Source organism: Myroides sp. DF42-4-2 (assembly GCF_030326445.1).
GTDB lineage: Bacteria > Bacteroidota > Bacteroidia > Flavobacteriales > Flavobacteriaceae > Flavobacterium.
The window spans coordinates 66,010-81,519 of record NZ_JACAKI010000001.1 but is presented as its reverse complement, the minus strand read 5'-3'; the positions used below and the strand labels follow the sequence as shown (position 1 = coordinate 81,519).

Sequence of the window (15,510 nt, the reverse complement as noted above, 5' to 3'; positions counted from 1 at the left end):
TTATTCATATATCCTGCATCTTTTAACCTCACTTTAACTATAACATGTTCAAAATGAGGCTTTTTAAGATATTATTAACTCAGATTATAATGTTCCGCGTAACTCTTGTTCACGTTCGATTGATTCGAAAAGTGCTTTAAAGTTACCTGCACCGAATCCTCTAGCACCCATTCTTTGAATAATTTCGAAGAATAAAGTTGGACGATCCTCTACTGGTTTGGTGAAGATTTGTAATAAATATCCTTCTTCATCCGCATCCACTAAGATACTTAATTTTTGAAGTTCTTTGATATCTTCTTTCATCATATCCATGTGTACACCTAAACGTCCAGGGATTGCATCATAGTATGCTTGTGGCGGAGCAGATAAAAACTCAACACCTCTAGCTCTCATTTCACCTACAGTTTTGATGATATCATCAGTAGCTACTGCGATGTGCTGAACCCCAGGTCCGTTGTAGAAATCCAAATACTCCTCTACTTGAGAACGCTTTGCTCCTTCTGCTGGTTCGTTGATAGGGAATTTGATACGTCCATTACCGTTAGACATTACTTTACTCATTAAAGCAGAATACTCTGTATTAATTTGCTTGTCGTCAAACGATAAGAAGTTTACGAATCCCATCACGTCTTCATACCATTTTACCCAAGTATTCATTTCGTTCCATCCCACGTTTCCTACCATGTGATCCACGTATTTCAAACCAACTGGCGCTGGGTTGTAATCGCTTTCCCATTTAACGAATCCTGGTAAAAACACTCCTTTGTAGTTCTTTCTCTCCACAAACATGTGTACAGTTTCTCCGTAAGTATAGATACCTGCGCGAACTGTTTCACCAAATTCGTCTGTTTCCACTACAGGTTCCATATACGATTTAGCTCCACGGCTTGTTGTTTCTTCGTATGCTTTACGTGCATCTTCTACCCATAACGCCACTACTTTAATTCCATCTCCGTGTTTAACGATGTGATCATTTAACTCAGACTCAGCAGTAAGTGGTGTTGTTAGAACGATGCGAATTTTATCTTGTACTAAAACGTATGACGCTCTGTCTTTTACACCTGTTTCTAATCCAGCATAAGCCAACGATTGAAATCCAAAAGCAGTTTTGTAGAAATGTGCTGCTTGTTTAGCGTTTCCAACGATAAATTCAACGTAATCTGTTCCTAATAAAGGTAAGAAATCTTGTGCTCCTTCAAATATTTTTTCTAAGCCAAATTCAACTGACTTTACTTCTTTACTCATAATTATAGTTTTAGTTGTTGTTTATTCTGTTTTTGAATTTTTATTCTTCTAACCAAGATTGGTAGTATTGTTCATCGGCAATTTTCATGGCTTCTTCCGTTACCATTAAAGGCTTGAAGGTATCAACCATAACGGCTAACTCTTCGGTTACTGTTTTTCCGATCGAACGTTCTGCAGCCCCAGGATGCGGTCCATGTGGAATACCCGCAGGGTGAAGTGAAATATGCCCTGGTGCAATATCATTACGACTCATAAAATCACCATCTACATAGTATAATACCTCATCACTGTCGATATTACTGTGGTTGTAGGGCGCAGGAATAGCATCCGGATGGTAGTCGTATAACCTCGGTACAAAAGAGCAAACAACGAAACCAGCAGTTTCAAATGTTTGATGTACAGGAGGCGGTTGGTGAATGCGTCCAGTAATGGGTTCAAAATCGTGAATCGAAAACGCATACGGATAGTTGTATCCATCGTATCCAACCACATCAAAAGGATGAGTCGCATAGATCATTTCGAAGATTTCATCCTGTTTTCTCAACTTAATTAAGAAATCTCCTTTTTCATCATAGGTTTCTAAATTTTCAGGAAGACGGATATCTCTCTCGCAAAATGGCGAGTGTTCCATCAATTGTCCGAACCAGTTTCTATAGCGTTTCGGCGTATAAAACGGGTGTTTAGATTCTACGATAAATAGTCGATTATCTTCGGTGTCGAAATCCATCTTGTAAATCATTCCTCGTGGAATAACAAGGTAATCTCCGTATTTAAAGGGTATATTCCCTAGAAAAGTACGCAACGTACCCGATCCTTTATGGATAAAAATCAATTCGTCTGAATCGGTATTCTTGTAGAAATAATCCTCCATTGAATGTTTAGGAGCCGCTAATACAATGGTACAGTCACTATTGGTCAAAACTGCTTTTCGGCTTTCTAAAAAATCATTTTCGGGTTCTACTTGGAATCCTCTTAGTCGGTAAGATTGAATGTTATTTGCTTTCGCAATTTTAGGTGCGACAGAATACTGTTTGCGTATTTCTTTCACCTGTGTTGGTCGGTGTACATGGTACATATTTGTTGACATTCCGTCAAAACCAACTGTACCAAACAATTGTTCATAGTATAAGTCACCGTTTTCCTTGCGGAAAATCGTATGACGTTTAGGGGGAATACTCCCTAAGCGATGATATAAAGGCATAATTACTTATAGTTTTAAGGTTGGAAAAAAAATAATATAAGTAAAAGTCTCTCATTCAGGATTTCTCTTGATCAGAAACTTAATATAAGCCAATAAACCGTCCCATTGTATATTCATAATGTCACAAATATCGAAATAAAAATGATATATCCAACTTTATAACCAAATTTTATTTACGTATTGCTAAAACACCCCCTCTTGACCTCCTTGAATTCTTAACTAAAACCAAAAGCCTACAGAGAAAAAAGTATAGCTACTTCCCGTATCTGGCGAATAGCTGTATTTAACTTCAATCGGTCCAATCATGGTTTGCATTCCATATCCCAAAGAGTATCCAGAATACTTCGATTTAAACAACCACTCTGAGCCAGAAAAAATATCTTCTCCAACATTTGCAAAATTGGCCGAAAAGTTAATATGGTGTTTTTTGAAAATTTCATAATCTAGATCGATCGATCCCAAAATGTAGGAGTTTCCAGCAATACTCAACAAATCATACCCATAAAATGGGATAATATTATCGCGTTCTGCAAATCCGTACCCGCCTAAGAAATAAACAAAGCCGATTGAAGGTGTATTTCCAATAGTTGCTCCCATACGCGAACGCAGATCGACATTCAACTTATCTGTGATCTTAGTAGCATAACCTACTTGCCCCGTGATGGTCGAAAAGTTCTGAAAATTACCTAGATAATCCGAAGACAAGAAGTAGTTTTTATATTCTCCTTTAAACATAAACCCCTTGCGTGGAAAGTACTTATTATCATAAGTATCAAAGGTAAAGCTAGCAAATCCTCCCAAATAGGTACTTCGGTCAAAATTGTTATGTTCAATTGCAAGCGTATTGCTCTTTACATCAAAATAGCGGTGTTCCAATCCAGCGGCAACTAAAAATTTTTGTTGGTAAAAGGTCTGGAAGACTAAACGGTTTTCAAAATCTTTATAGTCAACGCTAAATTTAGATGGATAATTCGATAAATCGCCTTGTCCTGGCACAATAACTCGATCGCTATCTGTCAACATTTTAAAGCGTAAATCACTGCTAAATTGGTTGAATTTGGAATTGATTCCCACACTCCAATAAAAACCATTATCTACAAAATAGTTGAAATTATAGCGCACATTATCCCCTACCGCCACATCCAATGACGCGACATCACTCTTGAGCAATAGATTTTTTTGTGTCACATTAACCAAGGCGGCGGATTTATATAGTCCGTCGTAATGTACACCTAGTTTTAGATAGCGCTTAATTGGGTTTTCTACCATATCCAACACCAAGGCATCTCCGTCTCCATTCGCATCAAAACGGTAGGAAATACTGCTAAAGTTATCGGATCCATTGAGTTGATCGATACCTTTTTCTAAATCGTCAAAAGTGATATAGCTCTCAGGTTTAAACCCTAACTTTCCGTGAACATAACGCTGCGTATAGTGTTTTAACCCATTAATATCAATCGAGTTAACGTACAATTTATCGGTGTATTTTGGCACAAACTGCTTTTGCAAAACATCTTTTCTTCCGCCTATTTTTTTAATTTCTTCTACTTTCAGCTTCGCAGCTTCTACTCCTCTTTCAATAATTGCCTTTCCTTCTTCGAAAGAAATAACAGTATAGCCAGAAATATCGGGTTTAATATAAATATCCGTTTTTTCGACCTTATCTTTCATTTGATTAATGGTGGAATAGTTGGAAATTTGAAGCAGAACATCGGCAGCGCCGTTGATATCTTCCATGGATTTAAGTCCATCTTGCACATCGACGCCAATGACAATATCCGCCCCTAAGGCTCGGAGTTCGTCTATGGGATAATTGTTGACAATACCTCCATCGATCAAGTGATTTTCGTCAATTAAGACTGGAGCAAACAAGGACGGAAAGGCACCACTAGCCAAGATAGCTTGCGGCAAATAACCCGAATCAATCAAAACGGGCTTCCCTGTTTCAATATTGGTAGCAATACACAAAAAAGGAATATTCAGATCATTAAAATCACGTACGTGTCTTACATGTGCTAAAAGCTTGTTCATCAAGTTGTAGTTGTACATTCCTCGAGAAAAAGCTTTGGGCAATCCTATTTTAAACTTATCAAAGGGCAAAGTTAGCGCGTAGATTTCATCGTTTTTCTTTTCGTAAAATGATTTGGATACGCGGGGAATATAATCTCGTATTAAAGCTGTGGCGTCAATACTACTAAATATAGAATCTAATTCAGTCGCCGTATATCCTGCAGCATAAAGTCCCCCAACAATAGCTCCCATACTTGTACCAGTAATGTAGTCTACTTGTACACCTTCTTCTTCTAGTACTTTCAGCACACCAATATGGGCCAATCCCTTGGCACCACCACCACTCAAAACCACTCCCACTTTCGGTCGGCCGGTCGGTTGAGTGGGCTCTTGAGCAAATCCCTGAGCTCCGAGTAAACCTAGTACTAATACAACGATAATTCTGAACATAGTTTCCCTTTTTTTTCGCCCTACTAATTTACTTCAAATGTTCCAATAAAACGTGTGTTTTTGCTTTTCCTATGATACTTTCTATCTCTGCTGGCTCTGCTTCTTTTATCCGCTTCACTGATTTAAAGTGATTGAGCAATTTGGTTTTGGTTTTTTCACCAATTCCAGGCACATCGTCTAACTTGCTAGTTATCGCATTTTTACTGCGCTGGTTGCGGTGAAACGTCAATCCAAATCGGTGCGCCTCGTCTCGAAGGTGAATGATCACTTTCATTGTCTCTGAACGCTTATCCAAATACAAAGGATAGCTATCTCCTGGATAAAAAATCTCTTCGAGTCGCTCTGCCAAACTGATGATTGGAATTTTTCCTCTTAACCCTAGATCTTCCAAACTCTTTAACGCTACCCCCAATTGCCCTTTTCCACCGTCAATAACAATTAAATCAGGCAGAGGTTCTTTCTCATCGAGTAGGCGTTTGTATCGTCTGAAAACAATTTCTTGCATGGAAGCAAAGTCATTGGGACCTTCTACGGTCTTTACATTAAAATGACGGTAGTCCTTTTTACTCGGTTTTCCGTCTTTAAACACGACACAAGCGGCAACGGGATTGGTTCCTTGAATATTGGAGTTATCAAAACACTCGATGTGGCGAGGTTCTTTTGGCAATCGCAAATCTTTCATCATCTGTTGCATGATGCGTTTAACATGTCGATCGGGATCTACAATCTTAATTTGCTTCAACTGATCTAGACGATAGAACTTAGCATTGCGTTCGGACAAATCCAACAGGGCTTTTTTATCTCCCATCTTTGGAACCGTTACTTTAATGTCCTCTCCTAATTCTACATCAAAGGGAACGAGTATCTCTTTGGTCAATAGTTCAAATCGACTTCGTATTTCAACAATAGCCAGCTCGAGCAGCTCTGCATCAGTTTCTTCTAGTTTCTTTTTTAGTTCCATATTGTGTGAGCGAATAATCGCCCCATAAGAAACTTGTAAGAAATTGACATAGGCATTTGTTTCATCCGAAAGAATGGTAAAGACATCTACATTGCCAATCTTGGGGTTGACAATAGTAGATTTGGCTTGATAGTTCTCAAGCAGCTCAATCTTTTCTTTGATCTGTTGTGCTTCTTCAAAACGCATATCAGCAGCTAATTCCAACATATAGGTTTTGAACCCTTTGAGACTTTCCTTGAAATTCCCCTTGAGAATATCGCGTATTTCTGTAATTTTTTTATCGTATTGTTGAGCTGATTCATAGGCTTCACAAGGCCCCCCACAATTGCCAATATGATATTCTAAGCAAACTTTGAATTTTTCACTGCGGATATTTTGTTGGGATAGATCATAATTGCAAGTGCGTATGGCATACAACTCTTTGATCAAATCCAATAGGGTTGCGACAGTTTTCGTACTAGTATAAGGACCAAAGTATTCTGAACCATCTTTGACCATGCGACGCGTAGTAAAAACGCGGGGAAAGGCTTCTTTCTTAATGCAAATCCAAGGATAAGATTTGTCGTCCTTCAACAAAACATTGTATCGGGGCTGGAGTTGTTTTATCAGGTTGTTTTCCAACAACAGTGCATCGGTTTCAGTTGGAACAACTATATGTTTAATTTTTACAATTTTTCGAACTAAGACATTCGTTTTTGCATTGTCATGCACTTTATTGAAGTAGGAGCTCACACGCTTCTTTAGATTTTTTGCTTTACCGACATACAAAATCTTCCCTTCTTTATCAAAATACTGATATACACCAGGTTGATCCGGTAAGGATTGTATCTGTAAGGCTAACTCTTCTTTTACTTGCATCGCTCCATGATTAAAGTACAAAATTAAAGTTTAAAATGTATGAGAACAAAAAAGCGATGAAAATTCATCGCTTTTTTCCATTTAAATTAATCAATTATAATGGATATAACTCCTCTATTTTTATCGTCTTAAAAGATAAAGCCAACTATTTTTGCCGAATTATCCGATGGCTGGTCTATCATGTTAAAGCTAAGGTTTGGCCTTAAACAACTTAACACTGATCCCCAAAACCAGAACCATACAAACAATGGCAACCCAAAACCAAGCAGGAGGAAATACCCAAAAGTTCATCCCTGCCCATAGTAGCAATAACACTGCAAATATTTTAAACCGATAGGTAATTATAAGTTCCATTACTATTTTTACTTTCTAAGGATATAATCAATTGTGATTATTGTTTTTATACATTCATTTCATACCCTCTTTCTAGTGTATCTTATGTTTTGTTTCATACCAGCATTCCGGACTGCCAGTTATACAGAAACAACACGTTTTTTCTTATTTTACTTTTTTATATTCGCCCGCAAGCACTGCATATACTATTGCAGTTGCATCACTAGTTTGATAACCGTATGCAAAAGCAAGCGGTCTTAATCTGTTCCACTCGTCATCTGGATCGTTGATATCTTTTACAAATTGCAACAATTTTACTTCCTTAGCACTTAATAATGGATTAGCTTCAGGACTAACAGCCCACGCTTTTTTATCCACGATCAATTCGTTCAAATACGTTTTTGCTGTTGCACTATAGTTTAGTCCACCAATCAATTTGGCCTGATCCGTATGCATTACGTTTTTTACTTCAAATGCCTTTGGTGTTTTATACGATGCGTCTAACATAGCAACAAAACCAGCAGTAGCCAAAGCGTTGCTTTCTACATGTGCAATCATTTCTTTTAAGTCAGTATAACTGCTTTGATTTTCAACTGCGCTTTCAACACTAGTCATCACACTTAACCAATTTGTCGGCGTTACCGCATGAACCTCATTTGTATATTTTAAGGGTTCAGTCTGTCCGTCATCTGTACTACATGAAGCGAACAACAAGCCGAATACTGCGCAGATATAAATCTTTTTCATAGTTTTGCCTTTTAATTTTTACTATAAGTTCCTTTTTGAATTCAAATCTTGTTCATGGGAACAAATTTGATTTCGTATGATTTTCAAAGCAAACTTAGGTTGTTTGAGAAAAAATCACAAATTTCGATCATTCCTATAGCGGAAGTATTGTAAATCGAAAAGGAGGATTTGTAAAACACACTGATTACTAAGGGGTTAATTCCTTAAAATTAGAACGAGAGAAAATTTGTCAATGGATCGGAAAATTTGTAAAAAACACTGAACATCAATGTTTTATAAAACACAAAAAAACACTACCTTTAAGAAAACGCTTTTAAAACCTTACAAAATGGGTGTAAAAAAACTCTTGTTTCTCTTTGTTGTAACCCTTAGTGGCGGACTTTCCTATGCATTGCCTGCTCAAAATCATGCGGATTATAAGAATTGGTCCTTACAAGATCTCCTTTTTAGCATTAATTCCGACTTATTAAGCCCTGCAGACAAGGAAATATATCTCGAATATTACTTGCAAAAAGCAAAAAAAGAACAAGTATCCGAAGCTATTATCGTGGGTTATCGCAAAAAGGTATTTTTAGAAAAAGCGTATGATCAACAAATGCTTTACGCTGATAGTTTACTTAATTATACGCTAACATTAAATGATATCAAAGCGGTAGGCACAGCCTATAATGTAAAAAGTTATGTGGAATACATTAACAAAAACTATAAAACAGCCTTAGAACACGGACTAAAAGCAGAAGATTATTTAAAGGGAGCCCAAGATGAATATACTTTGAACAAAGTTAAAAGTTCAATTAGTTCCATTTATTACCATCTAGACGATTATGAAAAATCCGAAAAAGTAACCAGAGAGATTATTGACTATTACCAAAGCAAACTCCATGATACAAGTAATGCATATAACAATTTACGCGGTTATATCACCAATGTTTTCGCCTTAAGCAAAACCAACTTTCGCCAGCAAAAAACGGATACCATCCAACTTTTACTAGGTGAGGGTTATGCAGCCATCGACAAGCTGAACTCCAGGGATAAAGCATTAGAAACGGCCTATTTTGATTTAATCAACGGGATGTATAATCACCGCATGAAAAATTATTCTGCTTCTGATTCCTTGCTTACTATATCCCTAACGCCAATACAAACCAATGGAGATTTTGCCAATGAACACCTAGTTTACCTTTACTTGGGGAAAAATGCATGGGAAAGCAGTCAACCAGAAAAGGCATTGCCCTATTTCGAAAAGATAGAAAAACTCTATCTCGAAACGACGTTTGCCAATACCGAACTAAGTGAGGCTTTTGACTATTTGATCACCTATTATCAGAGCAAAAAGAACTTAGAGAAAGAATTGTACTATACCAAGCTATTAATGGGGCTTTCTTCCGAACTACACAAAAAGAACAGCAAGCTAAGCACCTATATGCACGTGCATTTAGATACAAAGAAATTAGAAGCTTCTCAAAAAAAGTTGGAGTACGAACTCTCCAAAAGTCATTCGAAGATTAAAGGCTTGTATGGTCTAGTAACTGTATTGATTTTTATTGTGTTTATAGGACTTTTATACTACCAAAAGAAGCAACAAAAACTACAACAACAATACAGACAGATTATTGAGCGCGCGCCTCTAACGACCAACCAACTTACTGAGCGATTAAAACAATCACCAGCAGCTTTGCCTATAGAAACTCCTGAATGGGGCCAACCACTCCACACAACACAGGTTTTGGCAAAGAAATTAGAGGACTTTGAAAATAAAAAGGGTTTCTTGCAAAAAATTACGCAAGATGAATTAGCCCGTCAATTCGGAACCAATCGCAATACCCTATCCAAGTTTTTTAATGAAGAAAAACAGATTAACTTCTCTGACTATTTGAAGCAACTTCGAATCCAGCACGCAGTGCATGAATTGACTTATAATCCTAAGTTACATCTGCTCAATCTAACAGGTTTAGCTGAAGCGTTTGGCTTTGGAAACTCCAAAAGCTTTTCTACCGCATTTAAAGAAATCACCAAGCTATCGGTGACCGATTTTATTAAGATGCGTCAACAAGATGAAGATTTTAAAGAAATGGATAACAATACTACTATATCGTAAAAAAAATATTGAAATTCATCGCTTTAGTTTTTCAATATACAATCTCTCGATCAATACAAATGCTTCACCTAGTATTATCACCATATTCTTTCAATCGCTCACTAGAGCTTTGCAATCATGGTTTTGATTTCTCTTTCAATTCGGCTAAATTATGTAATTCTAACCTTCTTTTCACATGTAATCGAATATATTGAAATAACGAATATTTATTTTCTATCGTCACGTCTTGCCTATCAACGGTATTTATTTTTAAATATTTCACCCACTTCACCTCTGAATTAGTTAGCCTGTATACCTCAAATAAGTCGAGCTTTTGTTTAAGTTTTTCCCCGTCCAACCCATAATTCACCTCAATGAGCCGTTGAACTAATGTACTCTTTCTTTTAAAAATATAGTTCGCTCTAGGATTAAAGTAAGTCGTTTCACGTGCCGTGTTAATAAATCGAACTATTCGTTTTTCAAGGCAATCTACTTCAAACAACCAATAATTATCCCAAGCATCATCATACACATAATAAGCGGCATTGATTTTTTTGACCTTTAGTTTTTTCAGGCTTTTCAACAACGCATTGAACTGTTTTTTACTGTTAAAAAAGAAATAATCCCGATGTTCTCTCTTCATTGGAAGATCGACTACAGCATCACTACTATCCATATAATCCGCTTGTTTATCAGAAATAAAAAGCGATGTATTAAAATAGGAGTTATACGTTAGATACCCCTCTTCATTAGCGATTAACTCCCCCTTCCTATCATTTTCATAAATCATTCCCTTATAATAAAAAAACTGCTTGTCAAAAGGGTATATACGGTATTGCTCATAGGTATTTTGAAGGACCTCCATCAATTCTTGTTTGGCGTCCAAGTGTAATGTTATAACAATTGGATCTAAAAATTCATCCAAGCAAATGATTCCTTGATTTACGGTGGTAACATGTCCATATTCTGGATGTACAAGGGTTATGTCTTATATCTTTGGATCTAAGGCTACTTTTCCCTCTCCATCCGTTACTCCTACTATTTTGTTTTCCGCGTCATAAACCACAACATTAGCAATGAGTAGCTGTTTTCCACAGTCCTTAATAGTTGTTTGACCTAAAGATTTGTCGATTATTAAAAATAAAAAACATCCTAAAAATAATAGTACTCTCATTTATATATTTGTTTAAGCGGGTGTACCCAAATGTCACCCGCTGTATTCAAGCTGCATACTGCAACTATATGTTATTCTTTCTTCCGATCAGCTAATTCTATAACTTGCCTTCTTTTATACCTTTTCAATTTAGAATACTCAGAAAGAGAATTAATCGTTCCAAATGGTTCATCTGCTAAATTAACGGTCTTTATCGTCAAATTTTTAGCCATCGCCTGTCCTGAACGCGTTGATTTATACAATTCGAATAAATCTAAACGCTGCTCCAATTTAGTTCCAACCAAGCTATAGCGGACCTCAATCAACCGCTGCACTATAGGGCTCTGCCATCTGTTATCAGAAGAAAGAAGCACCTCTTTTGAATTTACAAACCGTATTACTCGTTTTTCTATAGGATCAATCTCAAACTGCCAATAATTAATCCCCGTAATGTCGTAAACAAAATAATCCGAATTAATCTTATTGACCTCCGACGCTTTAACCTTTTTAATCAACCTTTTGAAATGTTTTTCACTGTTGAAAAAAAAATATATTTTATCATCTGCTATTAGAGGATGAAAGGCAACCAAACTCATGTTATCGAAAAAATCAACTAAACGATCGGACATAAAAAAAGAGGTATCATAAAAAGTTGAATTTTTATTGAATCCTCCTTTCTCTTGTATCAATAATTCTCCTTCATTGTTGTTTTCATAAATCTTTCCTATATAGCTAAACACCTGTTCTTCATATGGATCAATACGATATAGATCATAGGTATTCTCAAGAATTCCCAATAACTCTTTTTTGGCGTCAAAATGCAGATCAATTACAATTGTATTTAGCAATTGATCAATACAGATCACTTCATGTCTCGTCGTTTTAATAGTTCCATAGTCTGGATGTACAAGGGAGAGATCTAAAACCTTCGGATCGATCTCCACTATTCCATCCGCGTTTGAAATGCCTACTATGGTATTATTTTCTGCATCATAAACCACTACATCAGCAACAAATTGCCCTGCACTACAGTCTTTTATAATCGTTTGACCTAGAGATTTGTCGATTATTAAAAATAAAAAACACTCTAAAAATAATAGTACTCTCATTTATACATTTATTTAAACCCAAGGGTAAATCTAGGATTTACCCTTGGGTTTAGTATTTATTAATTTAAACTAGCATAGTACTTTATACCATAACGATAAGTAGCCATCCTAATAAGTAAGGTTTCTTTCACGTCAGTTGTCAACTTGTTATCCTCTAATACGGCTTGCTCCATCTTTTTAGAATAAGCGATAAAAGAATCGATATAACCTTCTTTTACAGCTTCATATGATCGCGCATATAACTGCAAAATAGAAAGCAATGTAGGATCTGTCTTTTTGCTAGTAGAAGAAAATATCCGATCATAATAGATCGAGTCTTCAGTATAGCTCTCACCATGTTGCAGTTTTAAAAAATTGTAGAACGTTGTATAATCTATATCCTCTCCAATTTGAGCATTAGGATACAAGTTTAAAACCTCCTTCTTTACGCTCTGAATAATAGCCGCATCACGTGCTCCTACATCAGTAATACCGTTATATTCGTCCATATTATTTAAAACCTTATTCACAATAACATAGTGGTTATATCCTATTGAATCAAACCTATTTGTAAGATTAACCGCCTCTTTTAACACCTGTAAATCAGGTAATCCTGAGTCTATAGTTATCTTTTCATTTTTTGTGATCTCGTCAATAGAACTACCAACACCCAAAACTAAAGTTCCGACTAGATTTTGAGAATCTTTATAGATAGAAAGCATAGCATTAGCATCGGCGTTTAAGAACTGCTTTATTCCTTTCCATAATTTACTCCAAAACTTACGAGGCGCTTCGAGTTGATCTGGTGGATTGCTACCATCATCAACAGTAGCAAGATAATGATGAGTTAATTGTGTATAAAAATCAGTACTTATTTCTTTATTCATACCAGTCTCCTGTGTTATAGTATGAATTACTGTCCCACTCTCCCTATCACAGGATACAATTACAAAGGCCAAAAGTACAGGTAGTACAAAAAATTTAATATTTTTCATTTTTGAAATTTTTATGTCAATCCAACTTCAACGTTGAATCAACGAATTACTTAATAAACACTTTGTTTAGTCGTCGTATTCCGGACTACTGCGAATCAACAATTTCACTTCTCTCTACACCTTTAAAACAGACTTAAAACTTATAGCTGTAAAAAATTACACTGCACAACCTAGCAGATGAGTTGTCAGCTACAAAGACAGTATGAACCTCTACTTATGATTAAGAGTTCATCCTAATTATCGCAGATAAAGACCAAGAAAGAAAGTGAGTTCTCAAACAATACTAATCGGTTATCCCAAAAAGAGTAAGGTAGAAAAAGAGTATGAATAGCTAGACTTATTCTATTCTGCTTGTTTAATTATTTCATGAAATGATTTAAAAAACAATAAGGGAAAACTATACTAACAACACATACACTTAAATCAAGAAAAATACAAAAATATTGCGCATTTAATCTACTTTCTACTAATATTACTCACAATTATAATGCCAAAATCACACTTATTGTTAAATTTTCAACATTATTATTTATAAACTTTGTTGTATGAAATCAATTGCTCAGAATGCATCTACTATGTTTCCCACCAGACTTTTGAGTAATTATAGCATTCATCGCTTAAAAAAGAGTCCAAACATGGTTGCCCTAAATAAAAAAGCGATGCCATCAGGCATCGCTTTTTTATTTAAACGTATAAATATGTTCAGGGGTTATGCAATAATCCAACCCAATATCCAGATCAGATACTTCTGTGATGGATGGAACTGCCTCAAAAAAGCTCAATCCCACCTTGATGACCTCTGGTTTGCATTTTTCCAAGAATCGATCGTAAAATCCCTTTCCATAGCCCACGCGATTTCCATGTTGATCGAAAGCGAGTAATGGAACAAAAACAACATCCAACTGATTTTCTTGGATTTGAATTCCCCCCTCTGGCTCAGGTATACCATAGGAATTCACGCGCAAAACCGTATTATCCGTCAACAAATAATGCTGCATATCTCCGGTTTTAAAATCAGACTTAGAAAACACAATATTCTTATCCTTACCCGCTAACACTTGCAACAAATAGTCGGTATTAATTTCTTTTTTTGCTACAATAGACAAGAACAAATGATAGTTTGATTTATCCCAAATGGGCAAACGCAATGCCTGATTGGCAATGGCTAAGCTTTTGTCGTCGATTTCTTCTTCAGAAAGGCCTTGCCTAGCTTGGATATAGGTTTGACGTAAGGTGTTTTTATTCATTGATCGTATTTTTTGATAGGTGAAAAATAGCATCGCCTTGGTATACAATGGGCGAATCATTAACATTGATGACATAACCACTATTTGGCGCTTTAATCATCATGTTTTCTTTTCCATAGGGATCGGATATATAAGCGAGTGCTTCTCCTTTTCTCACATAGGTTCCCACAGCAACCTGATCGTGCATTAAACCCGACTGCTTGGCTCTCACCCATACAGATTGTGCTATAACGACCATTTTATCGGTGCGGTTTTCCACCTCAAATTCGTCGCCTAGCATATCAAAATGACGGAGAACACGCTTGGTTCCCTCAACGCCCATTTTAGACACTTCTGCATTGATGTCTAGGGATTTTCCGCCTTCAAATAACAACATCTTAACTCCGCGCTTGGCACAAGCACTGCGAAAAGATCCTGTAATTTGATTAGAATACAATAAGAAAGGGGGATGGAAAATTTCTGCTAAAGGCTCCAGCACGGCTTTATCATCCATCGAGATGCGCAACTGAGGAGCATTGAATCGACTCTGCCCACCAGCGTGGAAGTCAATCACAAAATCGACATGTGGAATAATATGCGTTAAAATATGGTAAGCAAAACGCCCCGCTAATGATCCTGTCTTACTGCCTGGAAAGACGCGATTCAAATCACGACCATCGGGAAATTCACGGGTCTTATTGATAAACCCAAAGATATTAATCACAGGAATACAAATAATTGTTCCTCGTTTTGGGCGATTTAATCCACTGTGGACAATTTGGCGTACAATATCAACCCCGTTTAGTTCATCGCCATGCAAACCTGCGGAAAATAGTATAGTAGGTCCTTCTTCAAGTGCACGGGAGATAATTACGGGAATTCTCAATTTAGTTGCCGTATGTAATCTGGCAATTTCTAAGTGTACGGTCTTGCTCTCACCGGGTAAAATCACTTCCTCTAATATCTTCATAACTCGTGTTTTTTCGAGAAGTGAAGATAGTGAAATTCTTTTATTTTGTGTGGTTTGTTTGTCGCGCGGTTTGCTCGTTGCGCGGTTTGCTCGTTGTGTGGTTTGTTCGTTGCTCGGTTTGTTTGTTGTGCGAGTTGCACGTTACGGGGATTCTGGTTTAGGACGTTTGCACTCAGTCAGATGATTTCACCCTTAA

At 36.6% G+C, this 15,510-nt stretch carries 13 protein-coding genes; 2 read left to right on the top strand and 11 right to left on the bottom strand.

Annotated features, from left to right (window positions below; translation table 11 throughout):
- Positions 1 to 84: 84 nt before the first annotated feature.
- From hppD to uvrC, 4 genes are all read right to left on the bottom strand, one after another.
- Positions 85 to 1,245, bottom strand: coding sequence for a 4-hydroxyphenylpyruvate dioxygenase (gene hppD / locus HX062_RS00345; protein WP_182625918.1), 1,161 nt, complete (start codon positions 1,243 to 1,245; stop codon positions 85 to 87).
- A gap of 40 nt (positions 1,246 to 1,285) precedes the next feature.
- The gene (locus HX062_RS00340; RefSeq protein WP_286465818.1) at positions 1,286 to 2,446 is read right to left on the bottom strand and encodes a homogentisate 1,2-dioxygenase; all 1,161 of its coding nucleotides are present in this window, start codon (positions 2,444 to 2,446) and stop codon (positions 1,286 to 1,288) included.
- A 219-nt stretch (positions 2,447 to 2,665) separates the two neighbouring features.
- Positions 2,666 to 4,906, bottom strand: a complete 2,241-nt coding sequence (locus tag HX062_RS00335) for a patatin-like phospholipase family protein (protein WP_286465816.1) — start codon at positions 4,904 to 4,906, stop codon at positions 2,666 to 2,668.
- A 28-nt stretch (positions 4,907 to 4,934) separates the two neighbouring features.
- Positions 4,935 to 6,725 carry an excinuclease ABC subunit UvrC gene (uvrC, locus tag HX062_RS00330; protein ID WP_182625921.1) on the bottom strand — a complete coding sequence of 597 codons (1,791 nt, stop codon included), beginning with the start codon at positions 6,723 to 6,725 and terminating at the stop codon, positions 4,935 to 4,937.
- Between the two features lie 35 nt (positions 6,726 to 6,760).
- On the opposite strand from uvrC, the gene HX062_RS00325 reads away from it, so the two are divergent.
- A complete protein-coding gene (locus tag HX062_RS00325) occupies positions 6,761 to 6,931 on the top strand; it encodes a hypothetical protein (protein ID WP_286465814.1) in 171 nt (56 codons plus the stop codon).
- Between the two features lie 292 nt (positions 6,932 to 7,223).
- Here the strand turns inward: HX062_RS00325 and HX062_RS00320 are convergent, their stop codons facing one another.
- Entirely contained in the window at positions 7,224 to 7,805 is a 582-nt protein-coding gene (locus HX062_RS00320) for a hypothetical protein (protein ID WP_182625922.1), read from the bottom strand.
- A 328-nt stretch (positions 7,806 to 8,133) separates the two neighbouring features.
- Here HX062_RS00320 and HX062_RS00315 point away from each other — a divergent pair, with 328 nt between their 5' ends.
- On the top strand, positions 8,134 to 9,903 hold the full coding sequence (locus tag HX062_RS00315) for a helix-turn-helix domain-containing protein (protein WP_182625923.1): 1,770 nt from the start codon (positions 8,134 to 8,136) through the stop codon (positions 9,901 to 9,903).
- Between the two features lie 115 nt (positions 9,904 to 10,018).
- Here HX062_RS00315 and HX062_RS00310 read toward each other — a convergent pair whose 3' ends face one another.
- From HX062_RS00310 to HX062_RS00285, 6 genes are all read right to left on the bottom strand, one after another.
- Positions 10,019 to 10,807, bottom strand: coding sequence for a hypothetical protein (locus HX062_RS00310; protein ID WP_255492345.1), 789 nt, complete (start codon positions 10,805 to 10,807; stop codon positions 10,019 to 10,021).
- Positions 10,808 to 10,870: 63 nt separating this feature from the next.
- A complete protein-coding gene (locus tag HX062_RS00305) occupies positions 10,871 to 11,056 on the bottom strand; it encodes a hypothetical protein (RefSeq protein WP_255492346.1) in 186 nt (61 codons plus the stop codon).
- Between the two features lie 71 nt (positions 11,057 to 11,127).
- The gene (locus HX062_RS00300; protein ID WP_182625924.1) at positions 11,128 to 12,144 is read right to left on the bottom strand and encodes a hypothetical protein; all 1,017 of its coding nucleotides are present in this window, start codon (positions 12,142 to 12,144) and stop codon (positions 11,128 to 11,130) included.
- Between the two features lie 59 nt (positions 12,145 to 12,203).
- Positions 12,204 to 13,118 (bottom strand): hypothetical protein, encoded by a 915-nt coding sequence (locus HX062_RS00295; protein ID WP_286465811.1) that lies wholly within the window; start codon positions 13,116 to 13,118, stop codon positions 12,204 to 12,206.
- A 680-nt stretch (positions 13,119 to 13,798) separates the two neighbouring features.
- Positions 13,799 to 14,365 carry a 5-formyltetrahydrofolate cyclo-ligase gene (locus HX062_RS00290; RefSeq protein ID WP_182625925.1) on the bottom strand — a complete coding sequence of 189 codons (567 nt, stop codon included), beginning with the start codon at positions 14,363 to 14,365 and terminating at the stop codon, positions 13,799 to 13,801.
- Complete coding sequence (locus HX062_RS00285; protein ID WP_182625926.1) at positions 14,358 to 15,314, bottom strand: succinylglutamate desuccinylase/aspartoacylase family protein; 957 nt, start codon at positions 15,312 to 15,314, stop codon at positions 14,358 to 14,360. The genes HX062_RS00290 and HX062_RS00285 overlap by 8 nt, the downstream gene beginning before the upstream one ends.
- Positions 15,315 to 15,510: the final 196 nt, after the last annotated feature.